This is a genomic window from Nonomuraea recticatena (genome assembly GCF_039533245.1).
In the GTDB taxonomy this organism is placed as follows: Bacteria; Actinomycetota; Actinomycetes; order Streptosporangiales; family Streptosporangiaceae; genus Nonomuraea; species Nonomuraea roseola.
Map to the genome: position 1 here is coordinate 331732 of NZ_BAAATE010000004.1, position 21881 is coordinate 353612.

Annotated in this window: 17 protein-coding genes; 7 read left to right on the forward strand and 10 right to left on the reverse strand. The window is 70.6% G+C overall.

Features of this window, described 5'->3' with window-relative positions:
• Positions 1–11 precede the first annotated feature (11 nt).
• Together ABFX50_RS10490 and ABFX50_RS10495 are read right to left on the reverse strand one after the other, a co-directional pair.
• On the reverse strand, positions 12–1805 hold the full coding sequence (locus ABFX50_RS10490; protein ID WP_346145384.1) for an ABC-F family ATP-binding cassette domain-containing protein: 1794 nt from the start codon (positions 1803–1805) through the stop codon (positions 12–14).
• 55 nt (positions 1806–1860) lie between these two features.
• Positions 1861–2763, reverse strand: a complete 903-nt coding sequence (locus tag ABFX50_RS10495) for a 4-(cytidine 5'-diphospho)-2-C-methyl-D-erythritol kinase (protein WP_183655078.1) — start codon at positions 2761–2763, stop codon at positions 1861–1863.
• Positions 2764–3073: 310 nt separating this feature from the next.
• Here ABFX50_RS10495 and ABFX50_RS10500 point away from each other — a divergent pair, with 310 nt between their 5' ends.
• Together ABFX50_RS10500 and ABFX50_RS10505 are read left to right on the forward strand one after the other, a co-directional pair.
• Positions 3074–3871: an arginase family protein gene (locus ABFX50_RS10500; protein WP_346145387.1), complete on the forward strand. Its 798-nt coding sequence runs from the start codon at positions 3074–3076 to the stop codon at positions 3869–3871.
• Between the two features lie 1277 nt (positions 3872–5148).
• The gene (locus ABFX50_RS10505; protein WP_346145389.1) at positions 5149–5841 is read left to right on the forward strand and encodes a GNAT family N-acetyltransferase; all 693 of its coding nucleotides are present in this window, start codon (positions 5149–5151) and stop codon (positions 5839–5841) included.
• 691 nt (positions 5842–6532) lie between these two features.
• Here the strand turns inward: ABFX50_RS10505 and ABFX50_RS10510 are convergent.
• Complete coding sequence (locus ABFX50_RS10510; RefSeq protein ID WP_346145391.1) at positions 6533–7786, reverse strand: NlpC/P60 family protein; 1254 nt, start codon at positions 7784–7786, stop codon at positions 6533–6535.
• A gap of 244 nt (positions 7787–8030) precedes the next feature.
• On the opposite strand from ABFX50_RS10510, the gene ABFX50_RS10515 reads away from it, so the two are divergent.
• Positions 8031–8402, forward strand: a complete 372-nt coding sequence (locus ABFX50_RS10515; protein WP_346145393.1) for an ATP-binding cassette domain-containing protein — start codon at positions 8031–8033, stop codon at positions 8400–8402.
• Here the strand turns inward: ABFX50_RS10515 and rsmA are convergent.
• Positions 8399–9265: a 16S rRNA (adenine(1518)-N(6)/adenine(1519)-N(6))-dimethyltransferase RsmA gene (gene rsmA, locus ABFX50_RS10520; RefSeq protein WP_346145395.1), complete on the reverse strand. Its 867-nt coding sequence runs from the start codon at positions 9263–9265 to the stop codon at positions 8399–8401. The two genes, ABFX50_RS10515 and rsmA, sit on opposite strands and share 4 nt — an antisense overlap.
• Before the next feature lie 59 nt (positions 9266–9324).
• Between rsmA and ABFX50_RS10525 the strand changes: the two genes are divergently transcribed.
• Both ABFX50_RS10525 and ABFX50_RS10530 read left to right on the forward strand, forming a co-directional pair.
• Positions 9325–10842 (forward strand): serine/threonine-protein kinase, encoded by a 1518-nt coding sequence (locus ABFX50_RS10525; protein WP_346145397.1) that lies wholly within the window; start codon positions 9325–9327, stop codon positions 10840–10842.
• Entirely contained in the window at positions 10839–11699 is an 861-nt protein-coding gene (locus tag ABFX50_RS10530; protein WP_346145399.1) for a hypothetical protein, read from the forward strand. The genes ABFX50_RS10525 and ABFX50_RS10530 overlap by 4 nt, the downstream gene beginning before the upstream one ends.
• Here the strand turns inward: ABFX50_RS10530 and ABFX50_RS10535 are convergent.
• A complete protein-coding gene (locus tag ABFX50_RS10535) occupies positions 11692–12612 on the reverse strand; it encodes a resuscitation-promoting factor (protein WP_346145401.1) in 921 nt (306 codons plus the stop codon). The genes ABFX50_RS10530 and ABFX50_RS10535 overlap by 8 nt on opposite strands.
• Before the next feature lie 34 nt (positions 12613–12646).
• A complete protein-coding gene (locus tag ABFX50_RS10540; protein ID WP_346145403.1) occupies positions 12647–13504 on the reverse strand; it encodes a TatD family hydrolase in 858 nt (285 codons plus the stop codon).
• Between the two features lie 31 nt (positions 13505–13535).
• On the opposite strand from ABFX50_RS10540, the gene ABFX50_RS10545 reads away from it, so the two are divergent.
• Positions 13536–14852 carry a BTAD domain-containing putative transcriptional regulator gene (locus tag ABFX50_RS10545; RefSeq protein WP_346145405.1) on the forward strand — a complete coding sequence of 439 codons (1317 nt, stop codon included), beginning with the start codon at positions 13536–13538 and terminating at the stop codon, positions 14850–14852.
• On the opposite strand, the gene metG is transcribed toward ABFX50_RS10545, so the two are convergent.
• Positions 14849–16387 (reverse strand): methionine--tRNA ligase, encoded by a 1539-nt coding sequence (gene metG, locus ABFX50_RS10550; protein ID WP_346145407.1) that lies wholly within the window; start codon positions 16385–16387, stop codon positions 14849–14851. The two genes, ABFX50_RS10545 and metG, sit on opposite strands and share 4 nt — an antisense overlap.
• Positions 16388–16432: 45 nt before the next feature.
• Positions 16433–17656 (reverse strand): glycosyltransferase, encoded by a 1224-nt coding sequence (locus tag ABFX50_RS10555; protein ID WP_183655049.1) that lies wholly within the window; start codon positions 17654–17656, stop codon positions 16433–16435.
• A 314-nt stretch (positions 17657–17970) separates the two neighbouring features.
• Here ABFX50_RS10555 and ABFX50_RS10560 point away from each other — a divergent pair, with 314 nt between their 5' ends.
• Positions 17971–19452: a hypothetical protein gene (locus ABFX50_RS10560; protein ID WP_346145409.1), complete on the forward strand. Its 1482-nt coding sequence runs from the start codon at positions 17971–17973 to the stop codon at positions 19450–19452.
• On the opposite strand, the gene ABFX50_RS10565 is transcribed toward ABFX50_RS10560, so the two are convergent.
• On the reverse strand, positions 19403–20905 hold the full coding sequence (locus ABFX50_RS10565) for a dolichyl-phosphate-mannose--protein mannosyltransferase (RefSeq protein ID WP_346145411.1): 1503 nt from the start codon (positions 20903–20905) through the stop codon (positions 19403–19405). The two genes, ABFX50_RS10560 and ABFX50_RS10565, sit on opposite strands and share 50 nt — an antisense overlap.
• A gap of 64 nt (positions 20906–20969) precedes the next feature.
• The gene (gene rsmI, locus ABFX50_RS10570) at positions 20970–21818 is read right to left on the reverse strand and encodes a 16S rRNA (cytidine(1402)-2'-O)-methyltransferase (RefSeq protein ID WP_346145413.1); all 849 of its coding nucleotides are present in this window, start codon (positions 21816–21818) and stop codon (positions 20970–20972) included.
• Between the last annotated feature and the right edge of the window lie 63 nt (positions 21819–21881).

Here is a 21881-nt window from a genome sequence, read left to right on the forward strand (position 1 = left end):
TCGCGCCAGCGCTACTCGCCGAGACGCTCGGCGACCTCCAGCCACTCCGCCTCGACCGCGTCCTTCTCGCTCAGGATGTCGCGCAGCTTCGAGTCGAGCTCGCCCAGCTTGGCGTAGTCGCTGGCCGCGTCGGCCATCGCCGCGTGGAGCTTGTCCTCCTGCCCTGCGAGCTTGTCGAGCTGGCGCTCAAGGCGGCTCAGCTCCTTGCGCAGCTCACGCTCCTCCTTGGCCGACATCCCCGTGGGCTCGGCCTTCACGGGAGCGTCCGCCACGGGCGCGCCACCGGCGACCCTGGCCGTCACCGCCGTGCCCGCCGCCCTGCGCTGCAGGTACTCGTCCACCCCGCCTGGCAGCATCGACAGCCGCCCGTCGCCCAGCAGCGCCACGCACCGGTCGGCGACGCGCTCCAGGAAGTAGCGGTCGTGGCTGACCAGCACGAGCGTGCCCGGCCAGCCGTCGAGCAGGTCCTCCAGCTCGTTCAGCGTCTCGATGTCGAGGTCGTTGGTCGGCTCGTCGAGCAGCAGGACGTTCGGGTCGTCCATGAGCAGGCGCAGCAGCTGGAGCCGCCGCCGCTCACCGCCCGACAGGTCGCCGACGACCTTCCACTGCGCCTCGCCCTTGAAGCCGAGCCGTTCGAGCAGCTGGGAGGCGGTCCACTCCTTCTTGCCCAGCTGGATGTACTTGCGGATCTGCTCCACCGACTCGAGCACGCGCTGCCCCGGGTCGAGGTCGGTCAGCTCCTGCGACAGGTAGGCCAGGCGCACCGTCCTGCCGCGCACGATGCGTCCGGAGTCGGGCTTGACCTGGTCGGCGAGCAGGCGCAGCACGGTCGACTTGCCCGAGCCGTTGACCCCGATCAGCCCGATCCTGTCGCCGGGCCCGAACTGGAAGGTGGAGTGGTCGAGCACCAGCGGACCCGCGTCGGGCCCGCCCGCGTGCAGCGTGACGTCCTCGAGGTCGTAGACGGTCCTGCCGAGCCGCGCCGCCGCGAACTTCATCAGCTCGACGGTCTCCCTCACGGGAGGCTCGTCGGCGATCAGCGCCTGCGCCGCCTCGATCCTGAACTTCGGCTTCGACGTCCGCGCGGGCGGACCCCTGCGCAGCCAGGCGATCTCCTTGCGCATGAGGTTCTGGCGGCGCTCCTCCGCGGCCTGCGCGATGCGCGCCCGCTCGGCCTTGGCCAGCACGTACGCGGCGTAACCGCCCTCGTAGCGCTCGACCCTGCCGTCGACGACCTCCCACGTCCTGGTGGAGACGGCGTCGAGGAACCACCGGTCGTGCGTCACGACCAGCAGCGCGCTCTTGCGCTGCGACAGGTGCCCCGCCAGCCAGGCGATCGCCTCGATGTCGAGGTGGTTGGTGGGCTCGTCGAGCATGATCAGCTCGTGCTCGTCGATGAGCAGCTTCGCCAGCGCCGTACGCCGCCGCTCCCCACCGGACAGGTCTCCGACCTTGCTCTCCAGGTCGAGGTCGCCGATGAGGTTGGCGAGGATCTCCCTGATCGCCTGGTCGCCCGCCCACTCGTGCTCGGCACGACCGCCGAGCACGGTCTCGTGGATGGTCCTGCCGGGGTCGAGGTCGTCGCGCTGGGACAGCAGGCCGACCCGCAGACCCCTGTTGTGCGTCACGCGGCCGGTGTCGGGCTTCACCGTCCCCGCGACCACCGACAGCAGCGTCGTCTTGCCACCGCCGTTGCGCCCGACGACGCCGATGCGCTCACCGGCCTCGATGCCGAGGGAGACGTCACTCAGCAGTGGCTTGGGCCCGTAGGCATGGGAAACAGACTCAAGATTGACCAGATTCATCGCTCACCAAGGCTATCCCCTCCCCCGTCCACGACGGCCCATCGCCGACCGGCCCTCAGACGATCGACGCCCCCGCCACGGGGCCATGCGCGGGCACCGCCGTACGGCACACTCCCGCGCCCTTCAGCGCCTCGGCCAGCTCGCGGGCGTGCTCCTCGTCGGCGGCCAGGAACGCGCACGTCGGCCCCGACCCCGACACGATCGCGCCCAGCGCCCCGTGCTCGCGCCCCGCCTCCAGCGTCCTGGCCAGGGATCCACGCAGCGTCAGCGCGGGCTCCTGGAGGTCGTTGGTCAGCTCGGCGCCCAGCGCCCGCGCGTCGCCGTCCTTCAGCGCCCTCAGCAGCGCCTCGCTCACCTGCGGCCACGCCACCGGCGTGCCCGCCGCCGCCCTCAGCCTGTCGCACTCGGCGTAGACCTTCGCCGTGGACAGCCCGCCGTCCGCGACGGCGAACACCCAGTGGAAGTCACCCTTGACCGGCAGCGCGGTCAGCTGCTCGCCCCTGCCCGTGCCCACCGCCGTACCGCCGAGCAGGGAGAACGGCACGTCGCTCCCCAGGTCCGCGGCGATCTCCATCAGGTCCTCCAGCGGCAGCCCGAGCCCCCACAGCTCGTTGCAGGCCACCAGCGTGCCCGCCGCGTCGGCGCTGCCTCCGGCCATGCCGCCCGCCACGGGGATCGCCTTGCGGATGACCAGCTCGACGCCGTACGTCCTGCCCGCGTGCTTGGCCAGCGCCCTGGCGGCCTGGATGGCGAGGTTGCCGTCGTCGACGGGCACCTGGTCGGCGGACTCGCCCTCCACCCGCACCGAGACCGTCTCCGACTCCTTGGCCACGACCTCGTCGAAGACCGAGACGGCGTGGAAGACGTTCACCAGGTCGTGGAAGCCGTCATCCCGCAACGGGCCCACGGACAGCTGGACGTTGACCTTTGCGGGCACCCGGACGGTCACGGAACTCATCTGCTTCTGCCACTCTCATCGGCCTGCGGGGTCAAGGCTCTCGATGCTATCGGGACCCACCTGCGCCCCATGCCCTCCTCTTCGGCCCGCACCCGGCCGTCATATCCTGCGAACACCGGACCGGGGATTCGCGGAAGCCGTCCACAAGCCTCCGCAGAACCCCGATCCGCCCCGCAGAACCTCGGCCACACAAAAGGGCCGCCCCGCAGAACCGTCACTCACACAGAAGCGCCGCCTCGCAGAACCGTCACTCACACAGAACCTCGGCCTCGCAGAAAGGTCGACCTCGTAGACAAGGTGAAGTGAACTGATGTCCCAGGTAACGGTCATCGAAGTACCGCAGTGGCAGGGCTCGTCCTCCCCCACCGCCCACCGACTGCGCGACGGCGCCAAGCTGCTCGCCGAGATGGTCCCCAACGCCGTACATCTGCGCGTGGACATCGCCGACGGCGACGCCCCCGCCGACCTCGCCACCACCGCCGGCCGCACCCGTGCCGCCCTGGCTCAAGCCCCCGACGGGCTCGTGGTGACCGTCGGCGGAGACTGCGGCGTCGACCTCGCTCCCGTCTCCGCCGCCCTCGACCGGTACGGCGACCGCCTCGCCCTCGTCTGGTTCGACGCCCACGGCGACCTCAACACCCCCGGCTCCTCCCCCTCGGGCGCCTTCCACGGGATGGTGCTGCGCACGCTGACCGGCGAAGGACACGACGCCCTGCTGCCCGAGCACCCCATCCGCCCTGAGCGGATCGTCCTGGCAGGGGTCCGCGACCTCGACCCCGCCGAGCGCGACTTCGTCACCTCCAGCGGCCTCACCCATCTCGGCGTGACCGACCTGTCCGACCCCGCCACCCTGGTCCAGGCCGTCACCGACACGGGCGCCGACGTGGTCTACATCCACATCGACCTGGACGTCCTGGACCCCGCCACCTTCGCCTCGGTCGGCGTCCCCGCCCCCGGCGGCCTCCTCCCCGACGACCTCCTCAAGCTCGTCAGGACACTGACGGAGCACTTCGAGCTGGCGGGAATCGGCATCACCGAGTACGAACCGTCCCGCCCCGAGGACCAACTCCTCCTCACTCCCCTGATCGCCAACCTCACCACCCCCTGAGGCCAGGTGCGGCAACCACAACCGACCCTCGGAGACCAGGTACGGCAACCACAAGCGAACCTCGCACAGCCGCCTCCCAACACGGCAGCACGACCCCCTTCGCGGCGGCGACCCGACCACCCTCGAACCCGGCACCCCCAGTGGCCACTGAACACCGAGACCCGACTCATCCTCGAGCGCCGAGACCAGCCGCGCCTCCTTTCGCGGCGGCGACCCGACCACCCTCGACCCTGGCCCCCAATCGCCACCAAACACCGAGACCCAACTCATCCCCCGAGCGCCGAGACCAGCGGCGCCCCGAGCACTCAGACCAGCCTCACCCCGAACACGGCCAACTCACCCCCCAGACACCAACACCAACCGCACCCCCAAGCACCGAGCACCGAGCACCGAGACCAGCTCACCCAAACACCAGGCCCGACTCACCCCCCCAGACACCGAGGCCAGCCACGCCCCGGGCATTGAGGCCGGCTTCGCCGCCAAGCGCTCAGGCTCAACTCGCTATCGAGCAACGCGCGCACGGCCCGTATCGGAGCCCCAGCAGATGCCCCGACGCGTTGCATCCGGCCGGAGATCCAGCCGACGAGCGCGCCAACGGCCTCCACCCCGCGTTCCCGTCATGGCGGCAGCTCCTCAAGTCCTATCTGTTGAGGCGCTGGCCAGTGGCCAGGCTGGGTAGTTTCAGCTCTCCGGTGCGGGCGGCTGGATGGGGGGACGGCGGCATCACGGGCGGCCATCACGCCGAGAAGGCCGGTACTCCACCGCTGGAGCAGGCGCACGCTGCGGGCGGAGGTGACGAACAGGAAGGCAGTGGCCAGGAGGATGACCGACAGGACGGTCACCCACCCAGAAGCCCCGGCGACCGCGCCGATAACGCCTGAGGGGAAGGCGGCCACAAGGGCCACGGGGAGGATCTCCACTTGGCCGCCGGTCTGATCGCCCGCCTACTGGCCGGATAGACACGATCGCGGACATCGGTGCCCACCCCGGCATCCACGAGCGCGATCAGCGCTACCCCGACGCAGTCCACCGCAGCCGGAGCCGCGACGACGGCAGCGGTGGCGGCGGCAGCGGTAGCGGCGGCAGCGGTAGCGGCAGCGGTGGCGGTGGCGGTGGCGGTGGCGGTGGCGGTGGCGGTGGCGGTGGCGGTGGCGGTGGCGGTGGCGCCAACAGCGACACCTTCCCAAGGGCGAGCTCGTAGCGGACTCGGCGCTCCACCTCCCTCGCCATAAAACTCTATACGTGATACACAGTACGGCATACGCTCTATTGAGGCGGTGTCAGCGGCCGCCGTACCGATTCGAGGGACTGAGGAGTGTGTCGACGTGATGGAGATTCGGACATTTACGGAAACCGACCGCGCCGAGCTGCGCAGGCTGTTCCACCGCGCAGGCGAAGGTGCTCCCACCGCTTCGCTGTGGGAACACGAGGAATCCGAAGCCGCCATCTACCTGGACCCTTACATGGATCTGGAACCCGACTCGCTGTTCCTGGCCGTGGTCGATGGAGCCCTGGTCGGCTACCTGGCGGGATGCCTCGACAGCGCGACGTTCCCGAGCGAGAGCGAGCGCTTGGAGAAGGCCATAAGGAAGTACCGCCTGATCTTCCGCCGCAAGCCTGCGGCCTTCTTCGCTCGCAGCATGGCCGACCTGGCCTGGTCCGCCGTCCGCCGGGAGCCCACGGCGGGAGACTTCGACGATCCACGCTGGCCATCCCACCTGCACATCAACGTGGCGCCCTCGGCCAGAGGAACGGGCGTCGCCGACGAACTGATGAACGGGTGGCTGGATCGGCTCAAGGCAGCCGGGTCACCGGGTTGCCACCTACAGACCCTCGTCGAGAACAGCCGCGCAGTACGGTTCTTCGAACGCATGGGCTTCACCCAGCATGGCCCCACTCCGCTGGTCCCCGGCCTCAGACACCACGGCACTCGTCTCCACCAGCAGACGATGGTCCAACCCGGCGCCTGACACGAGACCGGCGCACCGCCACCACAACATGATCCAGAGACCTACACAACAAGGGCCCCGCGCTCTCAGGATCAACCCCTGGCGACAGCTCAACTGGCCCCTGCCAGAGATGAGCGCTGACAACGATCGCCCCAGGACGTACCCCGTGCGCCCCAAGACGCCCAGAGGCCACCCCGCAAGCCGACCTCCAGGGCGCCCCTCGGAGCCGAACCCGCAAGCCAACCTCGGAGGACTACTCCGAAAGCCAACCTCGGAGGACGCCCCCGAAAGCTGACCTCGTAAGCCGACCCCGGAAGCTGACCTCGCAAGCCGACCCGGAACGAGACCCCGCAAGCCAACTCGCAAGGGGTCCGACCTCGAAAGCCGACGCGAGAAGCCGACCTCACAGGGCATCGAAGGCAGCCCCAGGAACCGCCCCCGGAAGCCGACCCCAGGAGGTGACCTCACAAGGCGACCCAGGGAAGCCGACCTCAGAAGGCGACCCCCCGACCCGGAAGGCGACCCCGCAAGCGGACCTCAGAGGGCGACCCCCGAAGCCGCCCCTGGAGCGAGCCAGAAGGCGACTCCGGAAGGCGAGTCCGTGGTGACTCCGAGGGCCGGGCCCATGGCAGGGTCGCGGAGGGGGCGGGCATGTGGCGGCGTCTCGGGGGACGGTCGGTTGGTCAGGAGGTTGGGTGGTATCCGGGGTGGGTCATCCCGGTCGGACGGCGCCGCGATAGCGCGGGCGGTAGTACGTGGAGTCGAGGAAGTCGGTCTTCTTGACCACGTCGCCGGTCTTGGGTGCATGGATCATGATGCCGTTGCCCAGATAGAGGCCGACGTGGGTGGGATCGCCCGTGCCTCCGCCGAAGAAGACGAGGTCGCCCCGGCGCAGGTCGGACAGCCTGACGCGCTTGCCCTGACGGAACTGGGTGCCGGTGTAGTGGCCGAGCTTCACCCCTGCTCTGGACCACGCGTACAGGGTGAGCCCCGAGCAGTCGAAGCCGACGGTGCCGGCCCCTCGTCCTATGCCCCTGCTGGGTCCTGCGGGGTTGCCTCCGCCCCAGGAGAAGGGGGTGCCCAGGCGGGCGATGGCGGCGGTGGCGGCCAGGTCGCCTCTGGTGCGGGTGGTCCGCTTCCTGCCAGGGCTGTGGTCGCTGGATCTCTTCTTCGGCGTCGCCTTGCTGCGCGAGGGAGGTGTCCCCGGCCGTGTGCCGTCTGACGGGGGCGGGCCGGGCCGGGTTCGATCCTTCGAAGGCCTCCCTGAGCCAGGGCCCACTGTCGACGGCCTCACTGAGTCGGGGCGCACCATCGACGGCTTCACCACACGGGGCGGTCCCCCCGGCTGCACCTCCACCAGGCGAGACAGGGTCGGCGCGAGCCACTCCTCCGCATGGGACCGATCCGCGGGAGCCGGCTCACCGCGATGAGACCGATCCGCAAAAGCCGTGGCCGGGTGAGGCGGGGCCGTGGAAGGTCTCTCGGTCGGCCAGGTGAATGTGTTCAGCCATGACGGGCGGTGGCGGAAGCGGTCGTGCCAGGTGGTGAGCCAGGTCGAAACGGTGTCGCGGACGGCGGAGCGCGAACCGGGGTCCACGTCGCTCATGCGCATCACCGACCACCGCACGGGCGGGTGGGCCGAAGGCTGGTCGGGGCCCGGTGATGGAGGTGCCGCGCCGGGCGTGAGGGTGTGCCAGGGCCGGGATCCGGCTGGTGATTTTCGTCCGGGTGGGCAGGCCGCCGAGGGGAGGGCGACCGTCAGCCTGACGGAAGAACCCGCGCCCTTGAGGGCGGGCCGTACGGCGTCGGACGCGGGGGTGTCGCCCTCGTGCTGCCAGGCCTCCAGCAGGGGCGCGTAGGCGGCGGGCAGGGTGATGGTGCGCAGGCATGGCGCCTGGCTGGGGTCGGTCGCCGGGCCGGGAGAGGCGGCGCTCAGCGTTGCCAGAAAACCGATGGTGAGCCACATCTGGGCCTCCTGAGCCGTGGAAGGGAGGCCCAGGATCGTGTGGAGAGGGTCTGCGGGAGAGGACCGAGCGTTGTTCTGTGGACGGAGGCCGCAGGGCGACAGGCCCACTGTGGACGGAGGCCGCAGAGCGACAGGCCGACTGTGGAGGGAGGCGCCCAGGAAGGCGCGCACGCTTCTGGCGAGGAGCGAGACTCCAACGACCGGGTCAGCCGTCATGGGCCGATGCGCGCTGAACCCCTCGACCATGGTGTCCGCAACCTGGCCCGCCCGCCGCGCCTGCACCACCGCCGCCGCCGTACCGGAGCGGGTCACGGAGCTGCTGCAACTGGTGGTCCGGGCCCCGAGCACGCCGCGCGGCGGCCAGCGGCAGCGGGTCTCCATTGCCCGCGCCCTGGCCGCCGAGCCCGACGTGCTGGTCTGCGACGAGATCACCTCGGCCCTGGACGGCGACACCGCCCAGGCGATGATGGAGCTGCTGACCCGGCTGCGCGAGACGCGTGAGATGGCCGTGGTGTTCGCCTCCCACGACCTCCGCCTGGTGGAGAGGTACGCCGACAGCGTGGCGCTGATCGGCGGGCAGGAGGAACGCGCGCCCGCTCCGGGCGAGCGCCCCTAGTCCTCCAGGTGCTCCGCGATCCTGGCGAAGGCGGTGATGTCCAGCTGCTCACCCCGGGTCGACGGATCCACCCCGGCCGCCCTCAGCGCCTCCTCCGCCCGCGCCGGAGATCCGAACAGGACACCCAGCGCCGCCCTCAACGTCTTCCTCCGCTGCGCGAACGCGGCGTCGACCACCGAGAACACCTGCTTCCTCGAAGCGCTGGTCACCGGCGGATCGCGCCGTTCCAGTGACACCAGCCCCGAGTCCACGTTGGGGACGGGCCAGAAGACCGTCCTGCCCACCGGGCCCGCCCGCCTGACGTCGGCGTACCAGGCGGCCTTGGCGGACGGCACGCCGTACACCTTGGAGCCCGGAGGGGCGGCGAGCCGGTCGGCGACCTCGGCCTGCACCATGACCAGGCCCTTGCGCAGCGAGGGCAGCGCCTCCAGCAGGTGCAGGACGACCGGCACGGAGACGTTGTACGGCAGGTTGGCGACCAGGGCCGTCGGGAGGTGGCCTGAGAAGTCGTCGGGGCCCACCTTCATGGCGTCGCCGCCCACGACCGTCAGGCTGTCGCCGAGCCCGCGCGACTCGACGGTCAGGGGAAGCTGCCGGGCCAGCACGGGATCGATCTCGACCGCGACCACGTGGGCGACCTCGGGCAGCAACGCCAGAGTGAGCGAGCCCAGCCCCGGACCCACCTCGATCACCACGTCGTCCGGCGACAGCCCGGCCGTGCGCACGATGCGGCGGACGGTGCCGCCGTCGATCACGAAGTTCTGACCGAACTTCTTTGTCGGGCGAAGATCGAGCTTTTCCGCCAAATTACGTATTTCAATTGGCCCCAACAGGCTCACAATGGCACTCCCCCTATCACCCATTCAGTCTCGCGCATCGGCGAGGCATCGAAGAACCGGGGAGTAGGAGAGAGGATGGGCTGATGAAGCCGATGGGCGCCGCACCCCTGCGTCCGACCGACGCGCGCGAGATCGGGCCGTACCGCCTGCTCGGGCGCATCGGAGAGGGGGGTATGGGCACGGTGTTCCTGGCCATCGCGCCGACGGGACGGCCTGTCGCGGTCAAGGTGGTGAAGGCGGAGTTCGCCAACCAGGAGGGGTTCAACGCCCGCTTCCACGCGGAGGTGGACAACGCGCGCAGGGTCGCGTCGTTCTGCACCGCGCAGGTGCTCGACAACGGCAACGACAGCGTGGGCAGGCCGTACATGGTCACCGAGTACATCGCAGGCGTCCCCCTGTCGGACCAGATCAGCGAGTACGGCGCGCTGGAGCCCGCCGCGCTGCACGGGGTGGCGCTCGGCGTGGCCGCCGCGCTGGCGGCGATCCACGTGGCGGGGCTGGTGCACCGCGACCTGAAGCCGGCCAACGTCATCCTGTCGATGTCGGGTCCTCGCGTGATCGACTTCGGCATCTCCCGCGCCCTCGACCGCGAGAGCAACTTCACGCTCTCGGGGGAGCTGCTGGGCAGTCCTGGCTGGTGGGCGCCTGAGCAGGTGCGGGGTCAGCAGGTCACGCCCGCGGCGGACGTGTTCGCGTGGGGCTGCCTGGTGGCGTTCGCGGGCAACGGGCGCCACCCGTTCGGGCGCGGCGACGCGATCACCATGGCGACCAGGGTGCTGCACCAGGCCCCCGACCTCGGCGCGCTGCCCGCCCCGCTCAACGACCTCGTGCAGCGGGCGACCACGATGGACCCGCTGCTCCGTCCCACCGCCCAGGATCTGCTCCTGGCGCTGGTGGGCGGGCGCCTGCCGACGCCCGATCCGCCCACGGTGATCGCCACCGACCTCCTCGACAGGAACTGGGAGCCGCCGCCCAACGTCGCCGACACCGCGGTGCTGTCGGCGACGATCCCTCCGCAGGAGCAGGTCCGGCGGGGCGAGGAGCCGTCGGTGGCCGGGGGTGGGGCGCCGCAGGAGGAGCCGAGGTCCAAGGGCAGGCGCTGGCTGGTCGCGGCGGCCGCCGTGGCGGGCGCGCTGCTGGTCACGGTCGCCGTCCTGCTCGCGCGCGGCCCCTCGGTCACTCCCCCCGCGCAGCAGGCGGGCGGCGCCGGCGCCCTCACCGCCCCCGACGCGGGCAGGCGCGTCGGCCTCGGTTCCGCGTTCGACGATCCGCAGTTCCTCCTCACGGGACGGCCCCGCTGCGGCCTGACCGACTACAAGGGCGCGAAATCCTCCGACGGCAGGTACTGCGTGCTCAGGTGGGCGCTGCTGAACCCCGGCGGCACGGCCCGCGCGCTCGCCGCCTCGGGCATCGCGCTCGTGGACGACAGGGGCGGCAGGCACGAGAGCGCGCCCGCCTCCACCAAGCTGCCCGCCACCATCGCCCCCGGCGAGCGCATCGACGGGGTCTTCGTCTTCGACCTTCCTCCCCAGCGGCTGCCCTCGGTTCTGGAGGGCACCCTGATGGAGGGCGGACAGCGGATCGAGGTACGCCTTTCATGACGCGCACGCTGCTGGTCCTGGTGCTCCTGGCGGGTGGCCTCTACGGGCACGAGGTCACGGGAGCGTGCACGGGCGACGTCGTGGTGGGCGACCCCTTCGACGGGCCTGGCGCGGTCCATCGCCTGTCGGGCGGCGCGCTCGTCCCTGTCGAGGCGCCCGAGCTGGGTGAGGGCGACGCCTTCGGCTGGTCGGTGGCGATGGCCGAGGTCGACGGAGACGGCTGCGGCGACCTGCTCGTCGGCGCGCCGTACGCCGATGTCGATGGCCGCAAGGACGCGGGGGCCGCCTACCTGCTGACCAGCAAGGGGGCCACGGTGCGGCTCACCGCCCCCGAGCCGCAGCAGGACGCCCACTTCGGCTGGACGGTGGCCGCGAAGGGCGACCTGGTGGCGGTGGCGGCGCCGTACGAGGACCTGGCGGAGGTCAAGGACGCGGGCTCGGTCTACGTCCGGCGGGGCGAGGCGCCGCTGCGCAGGATCGGCCAGGACACCCCTGACGTGCCGGGCAACCCCGAGGTGGGCGACCAGTACGGCTGGGCGCTGGCCTTCGGCGCCGGCAACAGCCTGGTCGTGGGCGTGCCGTACGAGAACGACGACGGCACGGGCGTCCAGGTCGAGGAGGGCAAGATCGACTCGGGCTCGATGACCGTGCTGGCCGACGTCACCGCGCAGCGGCTGTCGGGCACCAAGTGGGAGCCGCCCGACCGCGCGACGGGCGACAGGTTCGGCTACGCGGTCGCCTACGCCGAGGGCTCCGGCATCGCGGTGGGCGCTCCGCAGGCCGGGTTCGTGCAGCTGTTCGACGAGGCGGTCGCCCCCACGAAGGGCGCCGAGTTCGGCGCCTCGATGGCTAGCTGAACAGCCTGGCGCCGCAGTGCGGCCACTGTCCCTGCCAGCGCCCCGCCACCCGCTGGTAGAGCAGCTGCGCCCGGTAGGTCTGCTCCTCGGCGGGCCAGAGGTTCGGCGTGCTCGTCCCGCCGACGGCCTGCCACATCGGCAGGCTGAACTGGTAGAGCCCGTAGTAGGGCCCCGAAGGGTTGAATGCGCGCGGGTCGCCTCCCGACTCGCACGCGGCCAGGCCCGCCCAGTTGAGCGCCGCCACCTCGGCCGTGATCGGCACCGTGCGCGGCGGCGCGACGGGTCCCGGAGGTTCGACCTTGATGACGGTGCCGTGGCGCGGGAAGCTGCCCAGCGGCGGCGTGACACGGTAGCCGTCGCCGTGCCGCACCCGCTTCTCCTTGAGCACGCCCCTCACGGTGGCGCTGGTGGTCGTGGTGCTCAGCCGGCGGCCTCCCGCGATCACGTGGACCCTACGCGGCGTCAGCATCGTCACCGCCATCCCCGACAGCGGCACCGCGCCCTCCCTGGCAACCGACAGCCTGCTGCCCGTGTGCTCGATGTCCAGCTCGTCGAGCGCGCCGCCGACGCTCATGGCGGTCACGACGTGCCTGGCGGTGCGGCCGTCGACGGTCAGGGTGATCGGGCGGGCGTGGCGGACCACGATCCGCGCGCCGTCGCTGATCGGGGCGCGGGCGTCCGGATGGAGGTAGTCGTCGGCGCCCACGGCGACCCGCGCCTCCTGGAGCACCTCCGCCACCGTGTCCGCCGAGCTGCGCAGCGCCATGGTCCTGCCGTCCACGTCCAGCGCGACGTCGGTGCCCATGTCGACGACGATCCTGCCGACCAGCGCGAACGCGGCGGCGCCGTAAGCAGCCATCGCCCACCCCGAGCCCCAGAAGGACCTGGGCGCGCGGCGTCGTCCTCTAGCCATCACCCGCGCGAGGCTAGCCCAGGCGGGCGCGGGCTCATCGCGAGATGCCGAAGACAGCCTCTCCGTTGGTGTTGACGGCCTCGCACAGCTCGTCGGCTGGCACGTCCTTGACCTCCGCCAGGCACCGCAGGGTGAGCGGCATGAGGGAGGGCGCGTTGGGCTTGCCCCTGTGCGGGACCGGCGGCAGGTACGGCGCGTCGGTCTCGACCAGGATCAGCTCCTTGGGCGCGACCCTGGCCGCCTCGCGCAGGTATGCGGCGTTCTTGTAGGTCACAGGCCCGGAGAAGGACATGAAGTATCCGGCCTCGACGCACTTCTTCGCCATCTCGGCGTCGCCCGAGTAGCTGTGGAAGACCACGCGGTCGGGCGCTCCTTCGGCGGCCAGCACCCTGAACACGTCGTCGTGCGCGTCGCGGTCGTGGATGACCAGCGCCTTGCCCGTGCGCTTGGCGATCTCGATGTGCGCGCGGAAGCTGGCGTGCTGGTCGTCCTTCGAGGCCCAGTCGCGGTAGTAGTCGAGCCCCGTCTCGCCGATCGCCCGCACGTCGGGCTCGCAGGCCAGCGCCTCGATCTCGGCCAGCACCTCGGGTGTGGCCGCGTGCGCCTCGTTCGGGTGGATCGCCACGCCCGCGTAGACGTCGCCGTGGTCCGCGGCCACCCGCGCGCCCCACACCGACGACGGCAGGTCGTAGCCGATCGTGACGAGCCTGGTCACCCCTGCCGCGCGTGAGTCGGCCAGGATGCTCTCCACGCTGGCCGAGGCGGCCTGCGCGGCCTGGGCCACGGGGTCGCCCGAGGAGGCCTGCCTGTTGCCCACCATGATGTCGAGGTGGCAGTGGCTGTCGAAGACGGGCGTGCTCAGCGGCTCTGGCGCGACGGGAAGCTTGCTCACGCACCCCAAGGTACCGGGGAGAATCAGCGTCATGCGGTTCGGGATCCTGGGCGCCACCACGGCATGGCGTGCCGACGGCACGCGAGTGCCGCTCGGCGGCCCGACCCCGCGTGCCCTGCTCGCGCTGCTGCTGGCGCGCGCGGGCCAGGTCGTCTCCGCCGACTTCCTGATCGACTCCGTCTACGGCGAGCGGCCTCCCGCCGACGCCACGCACGCCCTCCAGTCGCAGATCTCCCGCCTGCGCCGCTCCTTCACGATCGAGCTGCTGCCCGGCGGCTACCGCCTCGACGTCGACCCCTCGTCGGTCGACGCACACGTCTTCCTCCGCACGGCCGACGAGGGTCGCGCCGCGCTGGAGGCCGGTGCGCCCGCTCGCGCCGCCGAGCTGCTGCGCGAGGCGCTGGCGCTGTGGCGAGGCCCCGCGGCGGCCGAGGCCGTCAGGCTGGAGGAGCGCAGGCTGTCCGCGCTCGAGGACCTCTTCGAGGCGGAGCTGCGCACGGGCGCCCGCGACCTGGCCGCCGCGCTGCGAGCGGAGATCGAGCGCCACCCGCTGCGCGAACGCCTGCGCGGCCAGCTCATGCGGGCCCTGCACGCCGAGGGCAGGCAGGCCGAGGCGCTGGTCGCCTACGAGGAGACCAGGCGGGTGCTGGCGGAGCAGGCTGGGCGCCGACCCCTCGGACGAGCTGACCGCCATCCACCTGAGCCTGCTGCGCGGGGCCAGGCCTTCGGCGCCGCCCGCGCCGCTGACCGGCCTCGTCGGCAGGGAGCCGGCAGACCAGCTCGGATGGCTCGACCGCCTGGCTGCCGAGCACGACAACCTCATGGCCGCGCTTCGATGGGCCGTCACCACGCGCAGGACTCGCCCACACGCGACGGCGACCCGATGGACCTGGTCGCCGAGGCCTTCGAAGGCGTCGGCTGGGAGGCGCCCGAGCTGCTGAAGCGGATGAGATCGGCCGACGACCTCTACTACGACGCCATCAGCCAGGTCCGCATGGAGCGCTGGTCACGCGGCGACGTGGTGCTGCTCGGCGACGCCGCGTGGTGCCCCTCGCCGCTGTCGGGCATGGGCACGGGCCTGGCCGTGGTCGGCGCGTACGTGCTGGCAGGCGAGCTAGCCCAGGGCCCCGACGGCGCTCTCGACCGGTACGAGCAGGCCATGCGCGACTACGTGCGCGGCTGCCAGAAGTCGGGCGAGAGCGCGGGCAGGTGGATGGTGCCCGAGAGCAGGTTCATGGCGTGGTTCCTCAACCAGAACTACCGGCTGCTCCCCTACCTGCCGTGGAAGGGCTTGATCGCCAAGTCGGTCAGGAAGACGGCGGGAGCCGTCTCCCTGAAGGACTACTAGCTCTCCAGGCGGGGGAAGAGGATCTCGCCCTTGACGACGCGGGCCCCCGCGGGCAGCCTGCCCCACTGACCCGCCTCAGCCACGCGCTGCTCGGCCAGGGCGCCCAGGTGCTCCTCTGCGCCCAGCGAGGCCCACAGCTTCTCGGCCGTGCCCGGCATGACCGGGTTGAGCAGCACCGCGACGGCGCGCAGCGACTCGGCGGCGGTGTAGAGGATGGTCGCCAGCCTGGCGCGGCCCTCCTCGGAGGTGTCCTTGGCCACCTTCCACGGCTCCTGCTCGCTGAGGTAGCCGTTGACCAGCTTCACGAAGTCGAAGATCGCGCCGAGGCCGCCGGCGAAGTCGAGCTCGTCACCGATCGCCCTGTCGGCCTTGGCGACGGTCTCGGCCAGCGCGCCGGCCACCGCCTCCTCCCGCTCGGCGGAGGCGGGCAGCTCGCCGTCGAAGTACTTGCCGATCATCGCGGCGACCCTGGAGGCCAGGTTGCCGAAGTCGTTGGCCAGCTCGGAGGTGTAGCGGGCGGAGAAGTCCTCCCACGAGAACGAGCCGTCCTGGCCGAACGGGATCGCCCGCAGGAAGTAGTAGCGGTAGGCGTCGACGCCGAAGTGCTCGGTGAGCTGCTGGGGCGAGATGCCGGTCAGGTTGGACTTGCTCATCTTCTCGCCGCCGACCATCAGCCAGCCGTTGGCGAAGACCTTGCCGGGCAGCGGGAGACCGTTGGCCATCAGCATCGCCGGCCAGATGACCGCGTGGAAGCGCAGGATGTCCTTGCCGACCAGGTGGACGTCGGCGGGCCAGATGCGCTCGAAGCGCTCGGGGTCGGAGCCGTAGCCGACCGCCGTGGCGTAGTTGAGCAGGGCGTCGACCCACACGTAGATGACGTGCTTGTCGTCCCACGGGATCGGGATGCCCCAGTCGAAGGTGGAACGGGAGATCGACAGGTCCTGCAGGCCCGTCCTGACGAACTGCAGGACCTCGTTGCGCGCGGAGGCGGGCTGGATGAAGTCGGGGTTGGCCTCGTAGAACTCCAGCAGGCGCTCGCCGTACTCGGAGAGCTTGAAGAAGTAGTTGTCCTCGCGCAGCCACTCGACGGGCCGCTTGTGGATCGGACAGAGGTCGCCCTCGAGCAGGTCGCCGGGGGTCTTGAACTCCTCGCAGCCCACGCAGTAGGGGCCCTCGTAGCCGCCCTTGTAGATCTCGCCCTTGTCGTAGAGGTCCTGGACGAACTCCTGGACCCGCTCGGTGTGACGCTTCTCCGTGGTGCGGATGAAGTCGTCGTTGGCGATCTCGAGGTGCTGCCAGAGCGGCTTCCACGCCTCCTCGACGAGCTTGTCGGACCACTCCTGCGGGGTGACGCCGTTGGCCTCGGCGGTTCGCATGATCTTCTGGCCGTGCTCGTCGGTGCCCGTGAGGTACCACACCTGCTCGCCGCGCTGGCGGTGCCAGCGCGTCAGAACGTCGCCCGCGACGGTCGTGTAGGCGTGGCCCAGGTGCGGAGCGTCGTTGACGTAGTAGATCGGCGTGGAGACGTAGAACATGACATCAAGACTAAGGCTCGCCGAGGGCCGGGAACCCCATTACCCCTAGGCTGTGGAGGACTCTTCTCTGGAGACGGCCTCCGCCGCCTCCTCCGCCGCCTTGGCGGCCACGTCGATGGCTGTCTCCCTGGTGCGCCTGATGCCCAGGATGCTGATGAACAGCGCGGCGAAGATCGTCTGGAAGCTCATGATGAGCGCGGTCGCCGAGGGGACGACGATGCGCAGCGACTCGCGCGGGTCGAGCGCGCCGAAGCTGCGTACCTGCCAGTGCACCAGCGACATCACCAGGCCGACCAGACCGGCCAGGGCCAGCAGGCCGCCGACGACCAGGCCCTTCTCCAGGGTGACGATGCTGATCAGCTTGCGGATGCGTGGCGACTCCGGCAGGAAGCCCTCTTCTGCCGCGTAGACCTTGGTGAAGAGCGCGAACAGCGCCGCCTGGAAGCCGATCACCACCGCGGCGGACGCGCCGACCAAGGTGTCGACGTCGAAGGCCAGCTCGCCGATCTTCACGGGCCCGAACGTCAGGGCCGCGCCCGCGACCAGGCCGAGCGCCATGAGCACCAGGCCGGGGATGAAGAACAGCCACTTGGGGCTGTAGAGCAGCAGGAAGCGCAGGTGGCGCCAGCCGTCGCGCCAGGAGCGCAGGTGCGGAGGACGGGAGCGGCCGTCGGGCGAGAGCGTGGTGGGCACCTCGCGCACGTCGAGGCCCTGCAGGGTGGACTTCACCACCATCTCGCTGGCGAACTCCATGCCGCCGGTCTGCAGCCCGAGCCGCAGGATGGACTCGCGGCGGAAGCCACGCAGGCCGCAGTGGAAGTCGCCGATCGCGCTCGGGAAGAAGAGCCTGCCGACGAACGACAGGACAGGGTTGCCGAGGTAGCGGTGCAGCGGGGGCATGGCGCCAGGGGCGATGCCGCCCTTGAAGCGGTTGCCCATCACCAGGTCGGCGCCCTCACGCAGCTGCTCGACGAAGGGCAGCAGCGCGGTGAAGTCGTAGGAGTCGTCGGCGTCGCCCATGATGACGTACTTGCCGCGGGCCGCGCGGATGCCGCCCATCAGGGCGTTGCCGTAGCCCTTCTCCTCGATGTGCACCACGCGGGCGCCCGCGTCGCGCGCCAGCTGCTGCGAGCCGTCCGTGCTGCCGTTGTCGGCGATCAGGACCTCGCCCTCGATGCCGTGCTCTTCCATGCACGCAACAGCTTTGCGCACGCAGACTTCCACGGTCTCCGCCTCGTTGAGGCAGGGCATGACCACCGTCAGTTCCACGTCTCGACCCTTCAGTCACGGCACTTCCCAGCCAACCATCATGCCCTGTGCCCCGACGTGGTCGGGTCAAGTCCTCGAAACGAGTGGCATTCTGGAGGGGAATAGTCGTCCAAAGGCTCGATGATATGATCGAGCTGCTCGGCACTGTCGACGCTGGGCCTACCGCCGGGCTGGCGGGATGTGACGCCTGGGGCGCACAGGAAGATCCGGTCCTCTGCAGCGCGATCGGTGGAGGTCAAAGCATGGTGAGCGTTGCAGAGAGAACGCGTGTCGAGCCTTCCGTCCCCGGGCGAAAGGCTCGTTTGCTGTCCTATGTGAGCAGGCACCGCGTTTTCGTCACCGCCTTCGCGCTGGGCGCGTTGCTGCGGTTGATCGCCATGCTCGGCTACAGCCCCGCCATGTGGTTCAACGACTCCTACGAGTACGTCTCGGTGGCGCTGCATCCCAGGCCGAGCGCTGTCAGACCCGACGGCTACAGCTTCTGGCTGATGCTTCTGCAGCCCTTCCACAGCTTCACCCTGGTCGTCTTCACCCAGCACCTCATGGGCCTGGCCACCGGTGTGCTGATCTACGCGCTGCTGCGCAGGAAGTTCGCGCTGCCCAAGTGGGGCGCGACGCTGGCGGCCGTCCCCGTGCTGTTCGACGCCTACCAGATCCAGCTCGAGCAGCTGGTGATGTCCGACACGATGTTCACGCTGCTGGTGGTGGGCGTCATCACGCTCGTGCTCTGGCACCGGCGCATGTCGTGGAAGGTCGGCGCGGTCGTCGGGTTCCTGCTGGCGCTCACCGCGCTGACCCGCTCGATCGGCCTGCCGATCCTCGGGCTCGTGGTCGTCTACATGCTGATCAAGCGCACCGGCTGGAAGCCGATCGTCGCGATGGTCACCGCCTGCGCGCTCCCGGTCCTCGCCTACATGAGCTGGTTCTACGTAACTTTTGGCAAATTCGCCATGACCAACAGCGACGGGCTCATCCTCTACATGCGCGTGTCGATCTTCGCCGACTGCGCCAAGATGGACCTCGATCTGCCCCGCGAGCTGCCGCTGGCGTTCATGTGCATCGAGGAGCCCGTCAACAAGCGGGTCAGCTACGCCCAGTGGTACCTGTGGGGCACCGGCAGCGGCAACGGCAACGCCGGTGGCGAGGTGCTGCACCGCCTGCCTGGCAAGGTGAAGTTCGACGACTTCAAGAACGAGGTGGCCAGCGCGTTCGCCAAGCGGGCGATCCTGGCCCAGCCTGGCGACTACCTTCAGGTCGTCGCGCGCGACTTCATGCGCGCCTTCACCTGGGGCAGGCCGCGCTTCCCCGACGAGGCCACCTTCCAGCAGTACCAGTTCAAGCCCTACTACGACCTCGACGCCGAGGGGAAGCCCAAGCGGCTGCCGAAGTGGGCGACCGTGGGGGGCAGGGCCGACACCGACGCGTTCATGTACGAGCAGGGCCCCGCCGAGACCAGGATCGTCCACCCGTGGGCCGACATCATGAGCGCCTACCAGAAGGTGTTCTACCTCCAGGGCGTCATGCTCGGCGGCATCCTGCTCGTCGGCCTGGCCGGGGTGGTCGTCAGGTGGCGCAGGCTGGGCGGCCCCGTGCTGCTGCCGTGGCTGGGGGCGTTCGGGCTGATACTGGCGCCGGCCGCCACGGCCGAGTTCGACTACCGCTATCTGCTGCCCGCCGTACCTCTGGCGTGCATGGCGGCGGCGATCACGCTCAGGCACGGCGTCAGGCTGCGCCGCCGCGCGGCGGTCACACCCACGAGCGCATCAGCATCCGAGCCCACCACTGTGAGTACGTGATCGTCTCGGCGCTCAGCACCGGGTAGAGCCAGCCGAAGTTGATCAGCACGACCAGCGCGGACGCCCCGACGACGGCCGCGCCCGCGGCCCTCCTGACCGGAGGGGCGTCGGCGGGGCCGAGGATGAGCCCGGCCGCGAGCACGATCGCCAGCACCATGAACGGCACGATGGGGGCCATGTAGAACAGATACATCGTCCTGTTGTCGGCGATCGCGTAGTAGAACCACGGCAGCCAGCCCGCGCCGTAGGCCAGCAGCACCGCCCCCGCGCGCCAGTCGCGGCTGGCGACGTACCACGCGACGATCGCCAGCAGCGCGAGCACCGCCAGGTACCACAGGGCGGGCGTGCCGACCCCGAGCACCGCCGAGGAGCACTTGTCCGCCCCGCAGCCCGTCGGCGGCGGGCTCGAGGGGTAGTAGAAGGACACGGGCCGCTGCAGGAGCGGCCACTGCCACGGCTCCGACTGGTAGGGATGTGTCTTCTCCATGCCGGTGTGGAAGCTCAGTACCTGGATCTGGTAGCTCAGCCACGACCGCAGCGAGTCGAAGACGAAGAAGGCGGGCCCCGCGCTCGTGGCCTGCTCCCAGTTGCGTCCCCAGCCCTCCGCCTTCACGAACCAGCCGGTCCAGCTGGCCATGTGGACCACCGAGGGGGCCAGCGTCAGCGCGCCGAGGGCGCCGGTCAGGTCCCGCAGGACCACCCCCCTGTACGGCTCCCGCAGCCCGAGCGCCCTTCGCGCCCCCGCGTCCCACAGCAGCGACATGACGGCGAAGGCGATCAGGAAGAAGACGCCCGACCACTTGACCGCGCACGCCGCCCCCAGGCATGCCCCCGCCGCCAGCCGCCACGGCCTGAGGCCCAGCCCCGGACCCGTCGGCGTGGGCAGGGAGCGCTCGTACCAGTCGGACAGCCGCTGCCTGGCCTGATCCCTGTCGACCACCAGACAGGCGAAGGCGGCCAGCACCCAGAACATCAGGAAGATGTCGAGCAGCGCGTTGCGGGAGAGCACGAAGTGCAGCCCGTCCATCGCGAGCAGCAGGCCCGCCAGGCAACCCAGCATCGTGGAGCGGGTCATCCTGCGGGCGACCCTGGCGAGGATCAGGATCGACAGGGCGCCCACCAGCGCGCCGGCGAAGCGCCAGCCGAAGGGGTTCATGCCGAACAGCCACTCGCCCGCCGCGATCATCCACTTGCCCAGCGGCGGGTGCGCGACGTACTCCGCGCAGTCCTCCACCGCCGGGCACTTCTTCCAGAAGTCGAGGTCGCCCGCGATGATCATTCTGTCGGCGATGGGATTCTTCTCGTTGCCGAGCGCCACCCGCTCCACCCCGAACGTGAGCAGCGCGTAGGCGTCCTTGATGTAGAACGTCTCGTCGAAGACGACGGCGTGCGGTTCGCCCAGCCGGAAGAAACGAAGGAACGCCCCGAAGGCGGTGACCAGCAAGGGCCCCACCCATCCCCATAACGTGTCAACCGGCATGGGGGGAACTAGTCGCCTATTGAGCACCTTCGGCACTTTATGGCGTTGGCGATCTCCTGTGAACCGCGTCATACAGTTCTCGTTTGGCCATGCCCGACTCCTTGGCGACGTCGACGACGGCCTGCTTGCGCTGCACTCCGCCGGCCACTCTCCTGTCGACCTCGGCGACGAGTTCGTCGATGTCAGGGGGCCCCTCATCGGGCACGTGACCGGCGACGACCACGGTGATCTCGCCCTTGACGCCGTCTGCGGCCCAGTCGGCCAGCTCGGCGAGCCCGCCGCGCCGCACCTCCTCGTAGGTCTTGGTCAGCTCGCGGCAGACGGCGGCCTGCCGGTCGGGGCCGAAGGCCTCGGCCATCGCGCGCAGCGCCGCCTCCAGGCGGTGCGGGGCCTCGAAGAAGACCATCGTGCGCTCCTCGGCGGCCAGCGCGCCGAGCCTGCGGGAGCGCTCACCCGCCTTGCGCGGAGGGAAGCCCTCGAAGCAGAAGCGGTCACTGGCCAGGCCCGAGACGGCCAGCGCGGTGGTGACAGCCGAGGGGCCAGGCAGCGCGGTGACCGTTATGCCCGCCTCGACGGCCAGGCTGGTCAGCCGGTAGCCGGGGTCGGAGACGCCGGGCATGCCCGCGTCGGTGATCACCAGGACCGTCCTGCCGTCCTTGAGCGACTCGAGCAGCTCGACGGCGCGGGCGGCCTCGTTCTGGTCGTAGTAGGAAACGACGCGGCCGCCGATCTCGGCGCCGAGATCGTTGGCCAGCCTCCGCAGCCGCCTGGTGTCCTCGGCCGCCACCACGTCGGCGCTCTCGAGCGCCTCGCGTAGTCTCGGTGACACGTCGCCGACCTGCCCGATCGGCGCGCCCGCCAGCACCAGCCTGCCCTGTTCTCTCACCTGACCATTGTGTCAGGCGGCCCTAAATGGGCGGTGTTTCTTACGTAACTACCGCGTTGGGGC